Source organism: Micromonospora sp. LZ37 (assembly GCF_059359015.1).
On sequence record NZ_JCADBL010000004.1, the window covers coordinates 117,768 to 135,319 of the forward strand.

Consider the following 17,552-nt stretch of genomic DNA (forward strand, 5'->3'; position numbering starts at 1 on the left):
GAGAAACTGCGATGAGCGCACGGGAAGCACACCAGGTCGAGCTGGTCGACGACAGCGGCCGGCCGCTCGGCGCGGCCACCGTGGCCGATGCCCACCAGGCGCCGGGGCAGCTGCACCGCGCCTTCTCCGTCCTGCTGGTCGACCCGGCGGGGCGGGTGCTGCTCCAGCGCCGGGCCGCGGTGAAGACCCGGTTCCCCGAGCGGTGGGCCAACTCCTGCTGCGGTCACCCGCAGCCCGGCGAGGCACTGGCCGAGGCCGCCAACCGGCGGCTCGCCGAGGAGCTCGGCGCCGGACCGGTCGCGCTGACCGAGGTGGGGGTCTACCTCTACTACGCCGAGGACCCGGCCACCGGCCGGGTCGAGTTCGAGTACGACCACGTGCTGCGGGCCGACGTACCGGCCGACGTCACCGTCCGGCCGGACCCCGACGAGGTGTCCGAGCTGCGCTGGACCGACCCGGCCGGACTGCTGACCGAGATCGACGCCAACCCCCGGTCGTACGCCCCCTGGCTGGGCGGGGTGGTGAGTCGGCTGCTGCGGCCGACGGGGTCGGCCGCGGGTGACCCCGCCGGCCCGGTGGTCCCGCCCGGCGTTCCGGCGGATGACGCGTCGGAGCGGTCGGGTGGCCGATGAGCCGCTGAGCGCGGGGGCTGTCGCACGCCGACTGGGCGTGGCGGTCACCACGCTCCGCACCTGGCACCAGCGCTACGGCCTCGGTCCGAGCCAGCACGTCCCCGGCCACCACCGGCGCTACACGCCGGCGGATCTCGCGCGCCTGGAGATCATGCGCAAGCTCACCGCCGAGGGGGTCGCCCCGGCTGAGGCGGCGCGCTGGGCGAAACAGAGCCCGACGGTCAGCCCCGGCGCGGAGGCACGGCTGCGCGCCGGCACCGGGCGCGACGGCGGCGGGCAGACCATCCCGGTGGGCCGGGCCGGCCCGGCGGCCCGGGGCCTGGCCCGGGCCGCCATGCGGCTGGACGCCGCGGCGATCAGCGACACGATCGGGCGCACGCTGGCCGCCAACGGGGTGGTCGCCACCTGGGACGGTCTGCTGCGCCCGGTGCTGGCCGGCATCGGCGAGCGGCACGCCGCCACCGCCGGCCTGATCGAGGTCGAGCACCTGATGTCCCGGTGCGTCTCCGAGGCGTTCGCCACCGTCGGCCGGGCCGGTACGCCCACCGGCCCCGCCCGGATCCTGCTCTCCTGCGCCGACGAGGAGCAGCACACCCTCCCGCTGGAGGCGTTGGCCGCCGCGCTCACCGAGGCCGGGGTCGCGTACCGGATGCTCGGCGCCCGGGTGCCGGTGGCGGCGCTGATCGAGGCGGTCAACCGGACCGGGCCGGCGGCGGTGGCGATCTGGTCGCACACCCGCGCCACCGCCGATCCCGGGCAGCTCTCCGCCCTGCTCGGCGTGCCTCGCCGGCCGCTGCTGGTGTTGGCCGCCGGGCCGGGCTGGCGGGCCGACACCCTGCCCGCCGGGGTGGTCCGGCCGGTGGACCTGGCCGAGGCGGTCTCGCTCGCGCTGGCCGTACGGGACTCGTTGGACCAGTCGCCCGGGAGCTGACGGCACTGCCGGATCGGAGCGCCGTCCACTACCGTCGGGGCGTCCGCGTACCCGAATCCCCCCTCGGAGTGGCGATGCGTGCACGCTCTGTCATGACAGTCGTCCTCGGCCTGGTCCTGCTGCTACCCGCCGGCTGCGGCGATGCGCAGCCGGCGAGGGACCGGGCGGACGCCCCCGGGCCGTCGGCGGCACCGCAGCTGTCCACGCCGCCGACGGCGCCGCCGCCGCCGACCAGCAAGCCCCGGCCCCGGCTACGGCCGAAGCCCACCACCCTGCCCGCCGGGCTGCACCGCGCGACCGGCGTACGCGGGGTGGCGTTGACCTTCGACGACGGCCCGGACCCGGTCTGGACGCCGAAGGTCCTCGACCAGCTCCGGGCGGCCCGGGTGACCGCGACGTTCTGCGTGGTCGGCAGCCAGGTCCGCCGCCATCCTCAGTTGCTGGCCCGGATCGTCCGCGAGGGCCACCAGCTCTGCAACCACACCTGGGGGCACGACCTGGACCTGGGCCGCCGTCCGGTGGCCGAGATCCGGGCCGACCTGGTCCGGACCAACAAGGAGATCCGGGCCGCCGTGCCGGAGGCCAAGGTGCCGTTCTACCGGCAACCGGGCGGGCGGTGGACGCCGGAGGTGGTGGCGGTGGCGCGACAGCTCGGCATGCGGTCGCTGCACTGGAGCGTCGACCCGCAGGACTGGTCGAAGCCGACCGCGCCGACCATCATCAAGCGGGTCGAGGGCGCGGTACGCCCCGGCGCGATCGTGCTGCTGCACGACGCCGGGGGCGACCGGGGCCCCACCCTGGCCGCATCCCCGCGCCTGATCCGCCACATCGACCGCCGGTTCGGCATCGTCCGACTCCGGTGACACCCCGTCTGAGCACCCCTTTCGTGGTTCGGCGCGCCGTTTTCCATACCGGTTTGGTCGACCGGGACGGCATGGCATATGCTTCTCATGCCTCCGGCGGGGCCGGATGGGAGCAAGTCCGCTTGAAGTTGCGAGTGTGCAATGATGGCGGGGCCGCCCTCATCGTCTAGCGGCCCAGGACGCCGCCCTTTCAAGGCGGTAGCACGGGTTCGAATCCCGTTGGGGGCACGGTCCGGCTTCGGCCGGATGCAACACCAGCAACACCAGCCAGGTCCTGTGGAGCAGTTGGAGTGCTCGCCGCCCTGTCAAGGCGGAGGTCGCGGGTTCAAGTCCCGTCAGGACCGCCAGCGCTGACGCCGCGTGAACCATTGCGCGGCGTTCTGCGTATCGGAGCATGTGACCCTTTCGGCGGTTGCCCCGCCCTCGGGTAACATGGTTCGAAGCACCACGGCCAGGTAGCTCAGTTGGTACGAGCGTCCGACTGAAAATCGGAAGGTCGGCGGTTCGACCCCGCCCCTGGCCACATAGCCTTTCGCCGGGCTACAGAGATCCCCGCCAGCGGAAACGCCGGTGGGGATCTTGCTGTTTGCGCCCGAGCCGGACCGATCGCCGCTGCCCGTGATTGACCGCTCCTGGCCTGTGATCACCGCCACTACTCGCACGCCTGGTCGCAAATCTCCTCGTGTTGTTCTGGCCCGGCGCATCCCTGGCCGGCCACACCTCGATCGGCGGCGTCTGGACGGCCCGCCTCAGCCCTCCGGCTGCCTCCGACCACACACCCTGGCCCTGGTCTGCGCGGCTTGCCCGGGTCGGTGGCTGGCGGGATGGCCTACCAGATCTGAAGTCGGACGAGGGACGGCGTCAGCGCGTGATCGCCCGAAATGCGGAGCCGGGCGGTTCCGGGTTCGTCAGTGATCACCCGCATGGAGATCCAGTCGTTCGGGTCGTGCAGGATGAACTCGCCGTACTCAGACGAAATGGTGCCGTCGTAGAGAGTGAGGCCTTCGTGTGTCAGCTGCTCCGAGGCGAACACCTCCGCCGTGACCGGCCCCTCCACTGAGGACTGGACGCGCAGATAGAGGGAGTCAGTCACCGCGTGCACGCCGTCGCGGCTGTCCCAGCCCTCGTGCGTGTCCACCGATTCGACGTCGCGGAAGATCAGTAGCCCGTGCTGTACGGATGCGCAGAAAGAGCCGAGGAAGTCGTCGGTCGTCACCAGAGCCCGCTCTCGATCGGTTGATCGCTGGGGAACGATACTGGCACCTTGGCCTCGCTCCGTCGGCCCACGAGAGCTAGTCCCGCCGCAGAGCGAGCCATCCCGCCGCAGTAACGAAAAGGATCAACGCCACCCCGAGCAGGGCGAGTCTGGCCGCGGTGGGCATGGATACGAGCGACGCAACTTGCTGGATGAAGAGGCCTGCGCCTAGAAGCGCAACACCGCCCCCGATTCGGACCGGCTGGGGACGCGACTCCGGGGCCGAACGTCCAAACCCGAGCCGTCCTCGGGGCAACTGGCGCGTCACGGCGACGCGGACACCGAAGATGAGTAACGCCAGGCTGATGAATCCCACCACCAGGCGAACGGCGGCTAGCACCGACTCCTCGCCACTCAGGCTCATGCGGCCTCAATTCCCGGCTGCCAAGATCCCTACGCTGCCGCACTCGACGCTCTGCTCTGCGCCGAGGGACTGCACGGTGGACCTCGCTGCGCCTGCCCCGGTCAGGAAATGCCTTGGCGGGTCGCGGCGGAGCCGGAAAGATCGCACGTGAGGTGACCCGAGTGCGGACGCGACTGCGGCAGATGCGCATTGGTGCGCGGACCTTCGTGTGGCGCGCGCAGATCCGGCACGTGCGTGGCAGCGGTGACTGCCACCGGTGCGTTCGGCTGCGGGTGTGGGGCGCCGGGAAGACGAGCCAGGCACTCCAGACGGATCTACTCTCGGTCGCCTGGCCGGCGCCATGGGGAGCATGCGCCACCGACGGCGCGTACCCGACGCCGGCCGACGTTCGGGCCGTCATCAGCTACGCCTTGGAGCACGGATGGCAGCCCGAGGGGCAGGGCGGAACGTTCGTGCTGTCCGAGCACGAGCACGCGGCTGGGTTCACCTTGCCCGATTTCCTCATGACCGATCGGCTCCGGACGCGCGAGAGCGCCGACCCCACGATCCGAGTGATCCACGCCTCCGAGCTTGGTCAGGGAGCATGACGTCCTCGGCACATCGACTCTGAGCAATTTCGCGCGACGGTCGGACCGGACCGGCCTCATCTGCACGATCTGCGACAGTCCCGGGACGGCCGATGGTGCGGAGCGCAGCCCCTTACGGGCAGGGTTCGTGTTCGCTGTCGCACCAACGCTCTAGGGTCCCGGGCCGTGGCGATTCCCGATCTCGTGCCCATCTCGTACGAGCCTGACTACCGCACCGACACCATCGGCCGGTACGACGAGGGGCAGTTCTTCGCCTCCGTCACCGCCACCGTGGCGGAGGGCAGCGGCAGCAGGCCCGACTGGTACCGGGGCAAGCGGTGGTACGCCGTCCTGCACTGTTTCGACTTCGAGGGCACCCACACCCGTTCGGACATCTGGTTCGCCGGCACCAGTGAAGATGAGGACGCTTCCATCGGCCGGGCCGAAGCTCGCCTCGCCGAGTGGCTCGACGCGCTGCCCGGCCGGGTCTTCGACGACATCGCCATCCGGCTCTTCCAGGTCGAGACCGACGGGCACATCTTCGGACTCGTCGACGGATCGGAGCTTTACGACGGCGAGGACCACGCGGAGTTCCTGCCCGACGATCTCGGTTTCGACCCGCCCTGGGACGGCTGCTACGACACCTGAGCCCCTGATCCCACGGGCAACCCCTTTCGGGGCGTCTGCCGCCGACGGGCGCGGCCCGGGCTACCGGAGCACAGATCGTCTAATCCGGCTATCATCACGCTGTGGCGATTGATTGTGCGCCCGGACTCGCCCCCGCGGTGGCGCTGTTCCGGTCTCTCGGCGACCCGACCCGGCTGGCCGTCCTGCGCCGGCTCGCGACCGGCGAGGCGCGGGTGGTGGACCTGACCGGCGAGTTGGGGTTGGCGCAGTCGACGGTGTCGAAGCACCTGGCGTGCCTGCGTGACTGCGGCCTGATCGACTACCGGGTGCAGGGGCGCCAGTCGTTCTACGCCCTGACCCGGCCGGAGCTGCTGGACCTGCTGCGCTCGGCCGAACAGGTCCTCGCCGCCACGGGCGAGGCGGTCGCGCTCTGCCCGGTCTACGGGACGCCGTCTGACTCCTCGGCGGAGATGGCCGGATGAGCACGTCACTGCTGACCCCCGAGCGGCGGGCGGTGCTGTCCCGGCGCAGCCTGTGGCTGGCCTACGCCACCGCCGGCTACAACCTGCTGGAGGGCCTGGTGGCGATCGCCGCGGGCGCGGCGGCCTCCTCGACGGCGTTGATCGGCTTCGGCCTGGACTCGTTCGTCGAGGTGTCCAGCGCCGCGGTGCTGATCTGGCAGTTCCGCTCCCGCGTGCCGGAGGAGCGGGAACGGCTGGCGCTGCGGCTCATCGGCGCGTCGTTCTTCGCCCTGGCCGCCTGGGTGACCTTCGACGCCGCGCGGTCGCTGCTGGCCGGCGGCGACGCCGACGCCAGCCCGGTGGGGATCGGCCTGGCGGTCGCGTCGCTGCTCGTGATGCCGCTGCTCGTGCGGGCCAAGCGGCGCACCGGCCGGGAACTCGGCTCGGCCACCGTCATGGCCGACTCGACCCAGACCATGCTCTGCACCTGGCTGTCCGCGGTGCTGCTCGTCGGCCTGGTCCTCAACGCCGCCTGGGGCTGGTCCTGGGCCGACCCGGTCGCCGCGCTGGTCATCGCCGGCGTGGCGGTCAAGGAAGGCGTCGAGGCCTGGCGCGGTGAACACTGCGCCGACTGCGGGCCCCTGCCGGCCGGCGCGACCGCCGAGCCGGGCTCGGACTGCGCCGACGGCTGCTGCGCCGAACGGAAGACCTGACCCCACCCTCAACCGTCGCGGCGCGACTGGGCCTGGCGTCGCTGGGCCATCCCGCCCTGGATCGCCTCCCAGACGCTGCGTCCGGCCTGCCGGAGCGTCTCACCCGCCTGCTCGGCGAACTGGGACGCCTGAGCCGCACCACCCTCGCCCGGCTGGTCGCCCGCCCCGGGCTGTCCCTGCCCCGTCCGGTCGCCCTGCGGCTGCCCGGGGCCGCCCCCGGTCGCGGCGCGCGACTCCCGGTCACCGGCGGTCGCACCCCGGTCCGCCGGGCGGTCCCCCTCGGTCTCGGGCTGCTCCGTCGGGCCGGCGTGCGGGGTGCCGAGCGGCGGCTCCGGCGGCGATCCCACCGGCGAGCCGGCCGGTGACTCCGGACGCGGGCCGACGGGCCGTTCGGTCCGGACCGAGGGCTCCTGGCGGGGGCCGGCGGGCCGCTCAGCTCCGCCGGTGCCCGGTGACGAGGCGCCGCCCCCGCGGGGCAGCCGGTCGGCCACCGCGCCGACCGACCCGACCTGCTGGCCCGCCGCCTGACCGCCCGGTGCACCCGCCTGGTCGGCGACCGGTGCGGCGGCCACGTCGGAGGGCCGGTCGGCCGACCGGTTCACGTCGTTCAGCGAGGTGTTCGCGGAGCTGGCCAGGGCCTGGATGACCTCCGGGTTGCGGTCGATCGTGGTCAACGCGCGGTCCAGGATCTGGATCAGCTTCTCCAGCCGGACCTTCAGCAACGCCTCGGCGCGTACGCCCTCGATGTCCAGCTCGACGCCCTCGAGGTGGACCCGGACGCCGGCGTCCAGCTGGAGCAGGTTCGCCAGCCGGGCGCGCAGTGACAGGTCCGCGTCGAGCCCGTCCACCGCGAGCCGGATCGAGTCCACCGACAACCGCGGGACGTCGAGCAGGACGTCCGGCTCGGCCTCGCGGCCCGCACCGGCCCGGTCCGGTTCCCGTCGTTCCGCCCCACTCTGACTCATGCTCCCGCTCCCACCCCGGGCCCGGCCGCCGAGCCGCGTCAGCCGCGGTTACCCGCTTTGCCGGCGGCCATCCGCGAGCGCTTCGCACGGTCCCGCCGGGCCGGTTCCACTGTCCGATAGGGGGCAGGGCGCGAAGCTGCACAGCGAGGCATCAGCCGGTATGGTCCGGACCTATGGGACAGGGGATGGCGGATCCGGAGAACATCCGGCAGGACGTCGAGCGGTACGCGCTCCGCAGCTCGCTCCTCGTCCCGGCCACCGCCGAGCAGGCGTACGCCGTGTTCACCGGGGCGCTGGCCGAGTGGTGGGTGCGGGAATACACCTGGTCCGGTCCGGCGGCGCTGGCCGACCTGGGCATCGAGCCGAGGCCCGGCGGCATGCTCTACGAGATCGGCCCGTACGGCTTCCGCGGCGACTGGGGCCGGGTGCTCACCTGGGATCCGCCCCGGCGGCTCGTCTTCACCTGGCAGATCGGCCCGGACCGGGTGCCGGTGCCGGACCCCGCCCGGGCCAGCGAGGTGGAGGTGCTCTTCCTGCCCGACGGTTCGCAGACCCGGGTCGAGGTGGAGCACCGGTACTTCGACCGGCACGGTGAGGCCGCCGAGGGCTACCGCAAGGCGCTCACCGCCGGCTGGCACGAGCTGCTCAGCCGCTACCTGGCCACGGTCACCCGGGGCACGACGTCGGGCTGAGCGTTCACCCGGCGATGCCCCGCTCCGGGCCGACACCGTCGGCCACCCCACGACCGCCCAGGTCCGCCCGGCGGCCCGCCACCGCTCCGGCGGTGAAGCCGGAGCCGGCCAACCGGCGGGGCGCGGCGGTACGCAGCCGCGGGTAGATCTCCGACAGCCGGCTGGCCACCCGGTCGGAGCGGTCGGCGAGGACCAGCGCCACCCCCGTCGCCGCTCCGGTGCGCGCCACCGCACCCGCCTCCGCCGCCCGCAGCCGCTCCCCGACCACCCGGGCGAACCCGGCCAGCCAGGAACGGCGGAAGGCGGCCGGGTGCTCACCGGCGGGCACCGCCGTCCCGGCCAGCCCGTGCGCGGCCTGCACCAGCAGCGAGGTGAAGAGCAGGTCCACCCGTTCCAGGTCGCTGGCGAAGCCGAACAGGTGCATCGCGAAGCCGCTGCCCTCGCGGCGGCGTACGCAGCGGCAGCGCAGCGGGTCGGCGACGGCCGCGAGCAGCCCCGCCTTGTCCCGGGCGTACGGGGCGAGCACCTCGACCACCCGGTCGCCGACCGGGTCGGTGGCCGGGTCCCGGGCGGCCAGCAGCGCCCGGTCGACGCCGTACCGGGCGATCAGCTCGGTGGCCTTGGCGGTGAAGGCCGCGGACTCGGCGGGCGTGCAGGCCGGGTCCTCCGCCTTCGCCAACAGCTTGCGCACCTTGCTGAGCATCGCCTCGGACATGCCACCAGAGCTATCACATCGGCGGGATGGTCCACGTCGGACGGAGCGGCCGATACCATGACCACGCTCAGCGCCCTGACCGCAACGCAGGGTCCACCCCCTACCCCCTGGAGGCAGCACCCATGGCATCCCCGGTCGCCGGCCTGACGGCCACCACGGCGGCGCTCTCCCTGCTCGCCCTCGGTTCCCCCGCCCAGGCCGCCCCCGAGACCAATCTCGCCGCGTCCGCCGCCAGCTGCTACGGCGGCGCGGTCCGCTCGTACTTCGAGGTGGCCCGCTCCGGCGGCGACGCCGGGCCCTACCGCACCAGCACGCGGTGCCGCGACATCAACGTCCGTAACGCCAGCCAGTTCGGCGTCGAGGCGTGCGTGATCTTCATCGACCGGACGGACAGCTGCAACTACCGGACCTACCTGCCGTCGAAGTCCGACTTCACCACGGTCGCGACCAACGTGCGTGACGGAGTCCGGTTCCAGGTCCGCTTCGAGACGCTGCGCTACGAGTACGAACCGCTGATCGCGTACCACGCGTTCTGAGCGGCGACGGCGCGGCGCCCGGCCCCGGAGGTCGGGCGCGGCGCCGTCAGCCGGCCCGACTGCGCAGGGTGGCCACGGTCGAGCCGGCGAGGGTGAGCAGGCAGTCGGGCAGCAGCCCGTCGGCGGCCGCCGCCCCGAAGAGCGCCTCGCCGGTGTCCGCGTCGTGGTTGGCGTACGCGCTGACGAAGCGCGCCACCCAGCGGGCGTCGTACCCGGCCTCGTCGATGCCGGGGAAGTCGAGCGCGCAGGCTCCCGGCGGTGGCGCGTCGCCGACCATGGTGGCGGCGAGGCACCAGGCGACCCCGTACGCCCCGGCCAGGCCGGACCGGTCGACCACGGCGTCGAAGGTGCCCACCACCGCGTCACCGTCCCCGGCCAGCGCCGAGCGGAGCACGGCGGTCGCGTCGGCGATCGTCTGGTCCGGTTCGTCGGTCACCTGCGGCACGGTAGGACCGCAGGTCAAGCGGTGACCCGCGACAGTGTCCCGGTGACGGAGCGTACGCGGAGATGTCGGGCCGCCGACGGCGGCCGGCACCACGCTGTTATGGACCACACGGGCACGCTATGGTGCCCCAGCGGACCTCCCCGTTGGAAGGACGACCATGTACGTAACACGCGGCCCGCGCGCTGCCATCCTGGCCGCCGGTGCGGCGTTCCTGCTCGTCACAAGCGCCTGCGGGACGACCGACAAGCCCGAGGAGTCGAGCGCCCCACAGGTGCGCCTGTACGGCACCGACGGCAACATGCTCAACTCCTTCGCCACCGAGCTGAAGGAGCGGGCCAACCTGGTCGACGGCATGAAGGGCACCACACCCCTGACGCCGTTGACGGACGACTTCAAGGAGCGGCTGCTCGCCATCGACCCGAAGCTCGCCGACTTCCTCTACGCGGCCGAGGCGTACGACGCCGTGATGATCAGCGCGCTGGCCGCGCAGCTGGCCGGCAGCACCGACCCGGCGGCCATCTCCCGGCAGATAGTCGGGGTGACCACCAACGGGCAGCGCTGCGGGGACGCGGCGTCCTGCCTGGCGCTGGCGCGGGACGGGCAGGACATCGAGTACCGGGGGCCGTCGCTGACCCGGGCCGGCTTCACCGACGCCGGTGAGCCCGCCACGGCCAGCTACGCCACGCTGCACTTCGACGACCAGAAGATCAACGACGTCAAGACGGAGTTCGTCGGCGCCGGGGACGAGACCGGGGTGAGCACGAAGACCCCGCCGAAGCCGAAGAAGCAGAAGGGCGGCGGGAGCGACCGTAGCGACGGCTCTCCGCTGATCCTCGGCGGCCTGCTGCCGAAGACCGGTGACCTGTCCCTGGCCAATCCGTCGCTGGCCGCCGGCGCGGCGCTGGCGGTCAAGGAGGTCAACGCGGCGGGCGGCGTGCTCGGCGAGCCGGTGAAGTGGATCGACGGCGACGACGGCACCAGCGAGCAGGTGGCCAAGGCCACCGTGGCGTCGCACATCAGCAAGGACGTCCAGGTCATCATCGGCGCCGGCGGCTCGGGCATCTCCAGCTCGGTGCTGCCCGACGTGGTGGCCGCGGGACGGATCCTGTTCTCCCCGTCCAACACCGACGCGGGCCTGACCACCGTGGACGACAAGGGTCTCTACTTCCGCACCGCCCCGCCGGACAGCCTCCAGGGGCGGGCCCTGGCCGACGTGGTCCTGCGCGACGGACCGGGCAAGGTCGTGGTGGTGGCCCGCAAGGACTCCTACGGCGAGGGTCTCCAGGAGACGGTCCGCGCCGAGCTCGAGCGGGCCGGTCTCGGCAGCGACCGGGTGAAGCTGCTGACCTACGAGCCCCCGGCGGACGCCAAGGCGGCCCCGGTGGACTTCAGCGGCCTGGCCCGGGAGATCAAGGACTACCGCCCCGAGGCCGTCCTGATCATCGGCTTCGCCGAGTCCGCCGGGCTGATCCGGGCGCTGGACGACGCGAAGGTGTCGATCCGGCACTGAGCGCAGACGTCGACGGCCGCACCGGTTCCCCGGTGCGGCCGTCGTCGCGTACGGGGGGTCAGCGGGAGCCGCGCCGCTCCAGGAACTCGGTCATCCGCCGCCGCTTCTCCTCGTCCTCGAAGAGCACCGCCTGGCTGACCAGGTCGAGGTGGGGGTGGGCGGCCGGGGGCGCGTCGATCGCCAGCTTGGTCAGCCGCAGCGCCAGCGCGGAGCCCTTGGCGATCGCGTCCAGCAGCTCGTGCGCGGCCGGCAGCAACTGCTCCGGCTCGTCGACGACCCGGTTGACCAGGCCGATCCGCAGCGCCTCCGCGGCGTCGACCCGCCGGCCGGTGAAGAGCAGCTCCTTGGCCCGGGCCTCGCCGATCAGCGCCGGCAGCCGGTAGGTCGCGCCCGCGCCGGCCAGGATGCCCAACCGCACCTCGGGCTGGCCGAAGAACGCGCGGGCCGTGCAGACCCGCAGGTCGCAGGCGTACGCCAGCTCGGCGCCGCCGCCCAGCGCCGGACCGTCCACGGCGGCCACGGTCGGCATCGGCAACGCCCGGATCCGGGCGAAGGCCCCCTGGTTGATCGCGGCGAGGGCGTCGGAGCGTCCCCGCTCGCGCAGCTGGCCGATGTCCGCCCCGGCGGCGAAGATGCCGGCCGCGCCACCGGTGAGCAGCAGCAGCCGGGGCCGGGCCTCCAGCTCGGCGCAGACCTGGTGCAGGTCGTCGATCAGGTCGGCGTCGATGGCGTTGCGCTTCTCCGGCCGGTCCAGCGTCACCACCAGCCGGTCGGGCAGCTCCTCGATCCGCAGTCCGCTCACGGCGTCACCTCAGTTCGCGACTGCGGGGCTCGCAAGACCGGCTCACTCCTCACGCTCACGGCGTCTCCTCAGTCTTGCGGCCGTCCACCCAGCGGTAGAAGCCCTGGCCGGACTTCTTGCCCAGCTTCCCGGCGGCCACCAGCTCCAGCAGCAGCGGCGGCGGCGCGAAGCGGTCCCCGTACGCGGCCTGGAGGGTGCGCGCGATGTCCAGCCGGACGTCCAGCCCGACCAGGTCGGTGAGCTCCAGCGGGCCGACCGGGTGCCGGTAGCCGAGCACCATCGCCTTGTCGATGTCGGCCGGGGAGGCCACCCCGTCGGCGACCATCCGGATCGCCTCCAGGCCGAGGGTGACCCCGAGCCGGGAGGTGGCGAAGCCGGGCATGTCCCGTACGACGACGGGGTCCTTGCCCAGCCGGCCGGCGAGCGCGACGGCCGCGTCGGTGGTCTCCGCGTCGGTGGCCGGGCCGACCACGACCTCCAGCAGGGCCATCGCCCAGACCGGGTTGAAGAAGTGCAGCCCGACGAAGCTTCCCGGCCGGGCCAGCGGTTCGGCGAGCTCGGCGATGGGGATGCTGGAGGTGTTGCTGCCGAGCAGCGCGGGCCGCAGCCCCTCGGCCTCGCGCAGCACCGTCCGCTTGAGGTCGGGCCGCTCGGGGACGGCCTCCACGATCACGTCCGGCTCCGGTGCGACCTCGCCCAACGCCGCGCGCAGGGTCAGCCGCGCCCGGTTGTCGGCGGCCTCCTCGGCGCGGAGCTTCCCGCGCTGGACCGCCCGGTCCCACAGCTCGCCCAGGCGGGCGGCGGCGGCTTCCGACCGGTCCCGGTCGACCTCCACGAGTTCCACGGCGTAGCCCGCCCCGGCGGCGACGTAGGCGATCCCGAGCCCCATCGTGCCGGCACCGACGACGACCAAACGACCACTCATGACGCTCCCTCGCTGCGCGCGGCGACGCGCGGGGTCTCCGTCGCGCCGTGCCGCCGCTCCTGGGTGCGACCCTATGCAGCACCGCTCCGGGCGGCATGCGTGGGGGATCACCGGAACGGGTACAGACGGCCCTCAACGTCAAGGGAAGGACGTGGCCACATGAGCCAGGCACCGGAGACCGTGGACGGCACCGAGGGTGGGGAGATCGTGGAGACGCGCGGCGACGAGCGCGTCGACCTGCTCCGCGCCGACACCAACAACGACGGCAGGACCGACGTGTGGGTGGTGGACACCGACGGCGACGGCAAGGCCGACCTGTTCCAGTTCGACACCGACGGCGACGGCAAGGTGGACATCACGATGGTCGACATCGACGAGGACGGCACCCCGGACGAGGTGGTGGACGGCGACGGCGGCCTCCCGCCCGAGCAACTCCCCCCGACCGTCCAGCTCTGAGCCGATCGGGGCGGCCCCTGTCCTCGCCTGGGCGGGGCAGGGGCCCCTCCCCTGACCGCCCCCGCCGGACGCGGCCCCGGCCCGCCCAGGGCGTGATCAGGGCGCCCGGCGCAGCGTCGCCAGGTAGTACGGGGCGTCCCGGTCGTCCACGTCGGCCAGTGTCCAGCCGGTGCCCCGGACCAGCTCGGCCAGCTCCGCGGCGGAGCAGACCAGGTAGTCGAACCAGTGGGTGCCCAGTTCCCGGTAGCGCAGCCGCAGCCGGAGCTGGCCGCCGAGCCGGCCCCGGCGGCGGTTCAGCTCGTGGTAGGCGGTGTGCACCGGGTCCCTCGTGCCGTACGGGTCGGTGCCGTGGGCGATGACCTGGGCGCCCGGCCGGGCCAGCGCGGCGAGCGCGGCGAGGAACGTGGGCGCCCGCTGCCGCCCCTCGATCAGCCCGAGGTTGTTGCCGAGCAGCAGGAACGTGTCGTAGCGCCGGTCGTCCGCGGCGTGCTCGTCGACCGTGCCGAGCACGAGGTTCCGTACGCCCCGGTGCCGGCTCACCCGCAGCGCCCCGGGGGAGATGTCCAGCCCGGTCACGGGTACGCCCCGCTCCTGGAGCGCCAGCGCGATCCGGCCGCCGCCGGTGCCGATGTCCAGCGTCGCGCCGCGGACCCGGTCCACGGCGCGGTGGTCGTACGGCTGCCAGTGTTCGGGTTCGTCCAGGTAGTGCGCGGCGGGCGCGCCGTTGATCAGTCCGTCGTCCCGCTCGATGATCTCGATGACCGGTCGGGGCAGCCGCCCGCCGGCGAGCGGACGGGGGCCGACGCCGGTCTTCACCGCGTACGCGTCGCGCAGCATCTCGCCGAACACGTCGCCGATCCTGGGTTCGCCGGTCACGAGGTACACGCTAACCGGCCGCCGCGGTCGTATCCTGGGCGCGTGACGGAGCTGGACCGCCTGTCGGCGGAGAAGTACGTCCTGCTGACGACGTTCCGCAAGGACGGTCGGGCGGTGCCGACCCCGGTCTGGGCGGTCCGCGACGGTGACACCCTGGCGGTCTGGACGGCGGCCGACTCCGGGAAGGTCAAGCGGATCCGCCGGGACGGCACGGTGACCGTGGCGCCCTGCGACGTGCGCGGCCGGCCGCACGGCGAGGCGGTGCCCGGCCACGCCGTGCTCAGCAGCCCGGAGGACACCGACCGGATACGCGGCCTGATCAAGCGCAAGTACCGTCTCGTCGGCCGGCTGACCCTGCTCGGCAGCCGGCTGCGCCGGGGTCGCGGCGGCACCGTGGGCATCCGGGTCACGGTGCGGGAGTAGGGCCCGGACATGGTTCAGGGGCGGTGGATCGTCGCTGTCGCGACGTCCGCCCGCCCCTGAGACCGGAACGTCTCTCGGCGCTGCCGGTGGTCAGTCCCCCTGACGCTGCTGGGGAATCTGCCCCTGCAGCAGGGCCCGCACCTCCGACTCGCGGTACCGACGGTGGCCACCCAGAGTCCGGATCGCGCTGAGCTTGCCCGCCTTGGCCCACCGGGTCACCGTCTTCGGGTCGACACGGAACATCGACGCCACCTCGGCCGGCGTGAGTAGCGGCTCTGGTTCGTGCGTTCGCGATGCCATCGGTCACTCCTCCACATGTATAGACATCGGCCGGGGTCCCGCCGGCCGACGCGTCTCCCATGGTCCGGCTAGTCCCCGATGTCCGACATGGGCCGAACGGCCGAAGGTCCCTAGACGGACGGATGAACCATGCCCGATTTATCTGACTTTTACACGGCAGAAACTACCTTATTCGGACTGATGATCACGGTTCGTGATGCGTCAACTACGAGGCTGGCTCATCTCCGACACCCTGGACGGGCGTTTCGTGGTCAATTGCACCGCTCCAGCAGTTGGACCGCCCGCCACCGGGCGACCAGCCGGTCGTACGCGCTCGACGCCTCCTCGGCCTCGCCCCGGGAGAGGCCGGCCAGCCCCGCCGCGACCAGCTCGGTCGAGTCGTCCGCGGCCAGCGTCTCGTCGGAGAGCAGCTGCACCAGGCCGCCGTAGTCCAGCTCCACCACCGAGCGCGGGTGGAACTCCTCCAGCCAGCGGGCGGCCTCCTCGACCGCCTCGGTGATCGGCACCTCGCCGACCGACTTGCGCAGCACCGACAGCGCCCGGGAGGCCCGCCGCCGGGCCTTGGAGATCTCGGTGCGGTAGCGCAGCGCCCGCCGCCCCGGCGCGGTGACCAGGTCCCGCTCCGCCGGCTCGAAGAGCACGAACCAGCGCAGCGGCACACCCCAGGTGGCGATCTGCTCGTGCAGGCGGGGGACGCCGTGCTCCAGCACCCGCGCACCGCTGCGCCAGTCCTCCACCACGGCCTTGGCCTGGCCGGCGAGGATCGGCGGGACGAACGCGTCGGCGATCACCGAGGGGACGCCGTCGCGGGCGCTCAACGCCGCCTCGGCCACCCGGATCCGCAGGTTCCACGGGCAGACCAGCAGGGTGTCGTCGGCCTCCAGGACGTACGCCTCGTCCGGCAGGTCGGGCAGTCGGGTCCAGCCGGCCCCGAGCGCCTCGATCACCGAGGTGCGTTGCCGCCCGGGCCCCTCCAGCGGCGCCACCGCCCGCCCCTCGCGCACGTAACGCCGCCAGTACGACTGGCGGTCCCGGTCGAAGGCGGTCAGCGGCTCGTACACGCGCAGGTAAGAAGCGAAGAGCGACGGCACGGCGCGATCCTCCCACGAATCGGGGGTCCACCGCCGTCGGCGTCCCGTGGGTCCTGCCGTGGACGGCAGTGCGGCCTGGACCGATATTAGGCTCAGCGGCACCGGCACCATCCCGCCGGCGCACCACCAGGTCCGCGTCCCACAAGGACGGCCACCGACACAGGAGCAAGCCATGGGCGTATTCGCGAGCACCGACGACCCGGGATCGACCGGCCACGAACAGGTCGTGTTCTGCCAGGACAAGCAGAGCGGCCTGAAGGCGATCATCGGCATCTACTCGACCGCGCTGGGCCCCGCGCTCGGCGGCACCCGGTTCTACCCGTACGCCAGCGAGGAGGCGGCGCTGGCGGACGTGCTCGACCTGTCCCGCGGCATGGCGTACAAGAACGCGCTGGCCGGGCTGGACCTGGGCGGCGGCAAGGCGGTCATCTGGGGTGACCCGGAGCAGATCAAGAGCGAGGCGCTGCTGCGCGCGTACGGCCGCTTCGTGGAGTCGCTGGCCGGCCGCTACTACACCGCCTGCGACGTCGGCACCTACGTCGCCGACATGGACGTGATCGCCCGGGAGACCAGCTACGTCACCGGCCGCAGCGTGGAGCACGGCGGCGCCGGCGACTCCTCCGTCCTCACCGCCTGGGGCGTCTACCAGGGCATGCGGGCCGCCGCCGAGCACGTCTGGGGCAGCCCGACGCTGGCCGGCCGCCGGGTCGGCGTGGCCGGCCTGGGCAAGGTCGGCAAGTACCTCACCGGGCACCTGCTGTCCGACGGGGCCGAGGTGGTGGCCACCGACGTCAACGCCAAGGCCGTCGAGTGGGTGGTCGCCAACCACCCGCAGGTCGAGCTGGTCGACGACGCCGCCGCGCTGGTCGCCGCCGACATCGACGTGTACGCCCCGTGCGCGCTGGGCGGCGCGCTCAACGACGACACCGTGCCGGCGCTGCGCGCCAAGGTGGTCGCCGGCGCGGCGAACAACCAGCTCGCCCACCCGGGCATCGAGAAGCTCCTCGCCGACCGGGGCATCCTCTACGCCCCCGACTACGTGGTGAACGCCGGCGGCGTGATCCAGGTCGCGGACGAGATCAACGGCTTCAACTTCGAGCGGGCCAAGCTGCGCGCCACGAAGATCTACGACACCACCCGGGAGATCCTCCGGCTCGCCGACGACGAGGGCGTACCTCCGGCGGTGGCGGCCGACCGGCTGGCCGAGCGGCGGATGGCCGACGTGGGCCGGCTGCGCTCGATCCACCTGCGCTGAACCCGACCCGGGGTGCGGGCACCCGCCCGCGCCCCGGGGCACCCGCCACATCTCCGGGCGGCTCGCGGGACTCTGGCGGGGTTTACGGCGGTCGGCGAAGTAGGCTTTGTTCGGGATGCTTCGGGGAGGTTTGTCCGGTGTCACGGCCG

Annotated in this window: 22 protein-coding genes and 3 tRNA genes; 16 read left to right on the forward strand and 9 right to left on the reverse strand. The window is 73.1% G+C overall.

All coding sequences use genetic code 11. The features are described 5' to 3' along the window. The first annotated feature begins 11 nt into the window (after positions 1–11). From idi to AC5L3Z_RS10670, 6 genes are all read left to right on the forward strand, one after another. Positions 12–632, forward strand: a complete 621-nt coding sequence (gene idi, locus AC5L3Z_RS10645) for an isopentenyl-diphosphate Delta-isomerase (RefSeq protein ID WP_494841395.1) — start codon at positions 12–14, stop codon at positions 630–632. Beyond that, positions 622–1,563 carry a MerR family transcriptional regulator gene (locus tag AC5L3Z_RS10650; protein WP_494841396.1) on the forward strand — a complete coding sequence of 314 codons (942 nt, stop codon included), beginning with the start codon at positions 622–624 and terminating at the stop codon, positions 1,561–1,563. The genes idi and AC5L3Z_RS10650 overlap by 11 nt, the downstream gene beginning before the upstream one ends. Positions 1,564–1,637: 74 nt before the next feature. Beyond that, positions 1,638–2,426, forward strand: a complete 789-nt coding sequence (locus tag AC5L3Z_RS10655) for a polysaccharide deacetylase family protein (RefSeq protein ID WP_494841397.1) — start codon at positions 1,638–1,640, stop codon at positions 2,424–2,426. Between the two features lie 155 nt (positions 2,427–2,581). After that, positions 2,582–2,654: transfer RNA gene (locus tag AC5L3Z_RS10660), tRNA-Glu, on the forward strand. Between the two features lie 42 nt (positions 2,655–2,696). Then, positions 2,697–2,773 (forward strand) — tRNA-Asp (locus AC5L3Z_RS10665). A gap of 102 nt (positions 2,774–2,875) precedes the next feature. Further along, positions 2,876–2,949 (forward strand) — tRNA-Phe (locus tag AC5L3Z_RS10670). Between the two features lie 306 nt (positions 2,950–3,255). On the opposite strand, the gene AC5L3Z_RS10675 is transcribed toward AC5L3Z_RS10670, so the two are convergent. Continuing rightward, positions 3,256–3,642, reverse strand: a complete 387-nt coding sequence (locus AC5L3Z_RS10675; RefSeq protein WP_494841398.1) for a hypothetical protein — start codon at positions 3,640–3,642, stop codon at positions 3,256–3,258. Positions 3,643–4,206: 564 nt separating this feature from the next. Between AC5L3Z_RS10675 and AC5L3Z_RS10680 the strand changes: the two genes are divergently transcribed. The 4 genes from AC5L3Z_RS10680 (at position 4,207) to AC5L3Z_RS10695 (ending at position 6,412) form a co-directional block, all read left to right on the forward strand. Beyond that, positions 4,207–4,632, forward strand: a complete 426-nt coding sequence (locus AC5L3Z_RS10680; RefSeq protein WP_494841399.1) for an integrase — start codon at positions 4,207–4,209, stop codon at positions 4,630–4,632. A gap of 165 nt (positions 4,633–4,797) precedes the next feature. Continuing rightward, positions 4,798–5,259: a hypothetical protein gene (locus tag AC5L3Z_RS10685; RefSeq protein ID WP_494841400.1), complete on the forward strand. Its 462-nt coding sequence runs from the start codon at positions 4,798–4,800 to the stop codon at positions 5,257–5,259. 101 nt (positions 5,260–5,360) lie between these two features. Next, positions 5,361–5,720: an ArsR/SmtB family transcription factor gene (locus AC5L3Z_RS10690; protein WP_494841401.1), complete on the forward strand. Its 360-nt coding sequence runs from the start codon at positions 5,361–5,363 to the stop codon at positions 5,718–5,720. After that, positions 5,717–6,412, forward strand: a complete 696-nt coding sequence (locus AC5L3Z_RS10695; RefSeq protein ID WP_494841402.1) for a cation diffusion facilitator family transporter — start codon at positions 5,717–5,719, stop codon at positions 6,410–6,412. Before AC5L3Z_RS10690 ends, AC5L3Z_RS10695 begins: the two co-directional genes overlap by 4 nt. A gap of 8 nt (positions 6,413–6,420) precedes the next feature. On the opposite strand, the gene AC5L3Z_RS10700 is transcribed toward AC5L3Z_RS10695, so the two are convergent. After that, complete coding sequence (locus AC5L3Z_RS10700; RefSeq protein WP_494841403.1) at positions 6,421–7,377, reverse strand: hypothetical protein; 957 nt, start codon at positions 7,375–7,377, stop codon at positions 6,421–6,423. A gap of 173 nt (positions 7,378–7,550) precedes the next feature. Between AC5L3Z_RS10700 and AC5L3Z_RS10705 the strand changes: the two genes are divergently transcribed. Continuing rightward, entirely contained in the window at positions 7,551–8,069 is a 519-nt protein-coding gene (locus AC5L3Z_RS10705) for an SRPBCC family protein (protein WP_494841404.1), read from the forward strand. Positions 8,070–8,073: 4 nt separating this feature from the next. Here AC5L3Z_RS10705 and AC5L3Z_RS10710 read toward each other — a convergent pair whose 3' ends face one another. Then, positions 8,074–8,784 carry a DUF2786 domain-containing protein gene (locus AC5L3Z_RS10710; protein WP_494841405.1) on the reverse strand — a complete coding sequence of 237 codons (711 nt, stop codon included), beginning with the start codon at positions 8,782–8,784 and terminating at the stop codon, positions 8,074–8,076. A 122-nt stretch (positions 8,785–8,906) separates the two neighbouring features. On the opposite strand from AC5L3Z_RS10710, the gene AC5L3Z_RS10715 reads away from it, so the two are divergent. Beyond that, positions 8,907–9,320 (forward strand): hypothetical protein, encoded by a 414-nt coding sequence (locus AC5L3Z_RS10715; protein WP_494841406.1) that lies wholly within the window; start codon positions 8,907–8,909, stop codon positions 9,318–9,320. Positions 9,321–9,366: 46 nt separating this feature from the next. On the opposite strand, the gene AC5L3Z_RS10720 is transcribed toward AC5L3Z_RS10715, so the two are convergent. After that, positions 9,367–9,756 (reverse strand): hypothetical protein, encoded by a 390-nt coding sequence (locus AC5L3Z_RS10720; protein ID WP_334524778.1) that lies wholly within the window; start codon positions 9,754–9,756, stop codon positions 9,367–9,369. A 166-nt stretch (positions 9,757–9,922) separates the two neighbouring features. Here AC5L3Z_RS10720 and AC5L3Z_RS10725 point away from each other — a divergent pair, with 166 nt between their 5' ends. Then, positions 9,923–11,275, forward strand: a complete 1,353-nt coding sequence (locus AC5L3Z_RS10725; protein WP_494841407.1) for an ABC transporter substrate-binding protein — start codon at positions 9,923–9,925, stop codon at positions 11,273–11,275. 58 nt (positions 11,276–11,333) lie between these two features. On the opposite strand, the gene AC5L3Z_RS10730 is transcribed toward AC5L3Z_RS10725, so the two are convergent. Both AC5L3Z_RS10730 and AC5L3Z_RS10735 read right to left on the reverse strand, forming a co-directional pair. Continuing rightward, a complete protein-coding gene (locus AC5L3Z_RS10730; RefSeq protein ID WP_494841408.1) occupies positions 11,334–12,077 on the reverse strand; it encodes an enoyl-CoA hydratase/isomerase family protein in 744 nt (247 codons plus the stop codon). Positions 12,078–12,132: 55 nt separating this feature from the next. After that, positions 12,133–13,002, reverse strand: a complete 870-nt coding sequence (locus AC5L3Z_RS10735) for a 3-hydroxyacyl-CoA dehydrogenase family protein (RefSeq protein ID WP_494841409.1) — start codon at positions 13,000–13,002, stop codon at positions 12,133–12,135. 159 nt (positions 13,003–13,161) lie between these two features. Between AC5L3Z_RS10735 and AC5L3Z_RS10740 the strand changes: the two genes are divergently transcribed. Then, the gene (locus tag AC5L3Z_RS10740) at positions 13,162–13,458 is read left to right on the forward strand and encodes a hypothetical protein (RefSeq protein WP_334524766.1); all 297 of its coding nucleotides are present in this window, start codon (positions 13,162–13,164) and stop codon (positions 13,456–13,458) included. 96 nt (positions 13,459–13,554) lie between these two features. Here the strand turns inward: AC5L3Z_RS10740 and AC5L3Z_RS10745 are convergent, their stop codons facing one another. Continuing rightward, entirely contained in the window at positions 13,555–14,334 is a 780-nt protein-coding gene (locus AC5L3Z_RS10745; RefSeq protein WP_494841410.1) for a class I SAM-dependent methyltransferase, read from the reverse strand. Positions 14,335–14,376: 42 nt separating this feature from the next. On the opposite strand from AC5L3Z_RS10745, the gene AC5L3Z_RS10750 reads away from it, so the two are divergent. Continuing rightward, on the forward strand, positions 14,377–14,757 hold the full coding sequence (locus tag AC5L3Z_RS10750; protein WP_494841411.1) for a PPOX class F420-dependent oxidoreductase: 381 nt from the start codon (positions 14,377–14,379) through the stop codon (positions 14,755–14,757). Positions 14,758–14,847: 90 nt separating this feature from the next. Here the strand turns inward: AC5L3Z_RS10750 and AC5L3Z_RS10755 are convergent, their stop codons facing one another. Both AC5L3Z_RS10755 and AC5L3Z_RS10760 read right to left on the reverse strand, forming a co-directional pair. Next, positions 14,848–15,057: a BldC family transcriptional regulator gene (locus AC5L3Z_RS10755; protein WP_007073996.1), complete on the reverse strand. Its 210-nt coding sequence runs from the start codon at positions 15,055–15,057 to the stop codon at positions 14,848–14,850. A gap of 251 nt (positions 15,058–15,308) precedes the next feature. Beyond that, positions 15,309–16,148: a DUF8083 family protein gene (locus AC5L3Z_RS10760; RefSeq protein ID WP_494841412.1), complete on the reverse strand. Its 840-nt coding sequence runs from the start codon at positions 16,146–16,148 to the stop codon at positions 15,309–15,311. Between the two features lie 172 nt (positions 16,149–16,320). Between AC5L3Z_RS10760 and AC5L3Z_RS10765 the strand changes: the two genes are divergently transcribed. Continuing rightward, complete coding sequence (locus AC5L3Z_RS10765; protein ID WP_494841413.1) at positions 16,321–17,403, forward strand: Glu/Leu/Phe/Val family dehydrogenase; 1,083 nt, start codon at positions 16,321–16,323, stop codon at positions 17,401–17,403. The last annotated feature ends 149 nt before the right edge of the window (positions 17,404–17,552 follow it).

What these genes read in the sequence shown, in the direction of transcription:
- idi (WP_494841395.1), top strand. Translation starts at nt 12, where the DNA reads ATGAGCGCACGGGAAGCACACCAGGTCGAGCTGGTCGACGACAGCGGC.
- AC5L3Z_RS10655 (WP_494841397.1), top strand. Translation starts at nt 1,638, where the DNA reads ATGCGTGCACGCTCTGTCATGACAGTCGTCCTCGGCCTGGTCCTGCTG.
- AC5L3Z_RS10695 (WP_494841402.1), top strand. Translation starts at nt 5,717, where the DNA reads ATGAGCACGTCACTGCTGACCCCCGAGCGGCGGGCGGTGCTGTCCCGG.
- AC5L3Z_RS10700 (WP_494841403.1), bottom strand. Translation starts at nt 7,377, where the DNA reads ATGAGTCAGAGTGGGGCGGAACGACGGGAACCGGACCGGGCCGGTGCG.
- AC5L3Z_RS10705 (WP_494841404.1), top strand. Translation starts at nt 7,551, where the DNA reads ATGGGACAGGGGATGGCGGATCCGGAGAACATCCGGCAGGACGTCGAG.
- AC5L3Z_RS10710 (WP_494841405.1), bottom strand. Translation starts at nt 8,784, where the DNA reads ATGTCCGAGGCGATGCTCAGCAAGGTGCGCAAGCTGTTGGCGAAGGCG.
- AC5L3Z_RS10715 (WP_494841406.1), top strand. Translation starts at nt 8,907, where the DNA reads ATGGCATCCCCGGTCGCCGGCCTGACGGCCACCACGGCGGCGCTCTCC.
- AC5L3Z_RS10725 (WP_494841407.1), top strand. Translation starts at nt 9,923, where the DNA reads ATGTACGTAACACGCGGCCCGCGCGCTGCCATCCTGGCCGCCGGTGCG.
- AC5L3Z_RS10735 (WP_494841409.1), bottom strand. Translation starts at nt 13,002, where the DNA reads ATGAGTGGTCGTTTGGTCGTCGTCGGTGCCGGCACGATGGGGCTCGGG.
- AC5L3Z_RS10740 (WP_334524766.1), top strand. Translation starts at nt 13,162, where the DNA reads ATGAGCCAGGCACCGGAGACCGTGGACGGCACCGAGGGTGGGGAGATC.
- AC5L3Z_RS10755 (WP_007073996.1), bottom strand. Translation starts at nt 15,057, where the DNA reads ATGGCATCGCGAACGCACGAACCAGAGCCGCTACTCACGCCGGCCGAG.
- AC5L3Z_RS10765 (WP_494841413.1), top strand. Translation starts at nt 16,321, where the DNA reads ATGGGCGTATTCGCGAGCACCGACGACCCGGGATCGACCGGCCACGAA.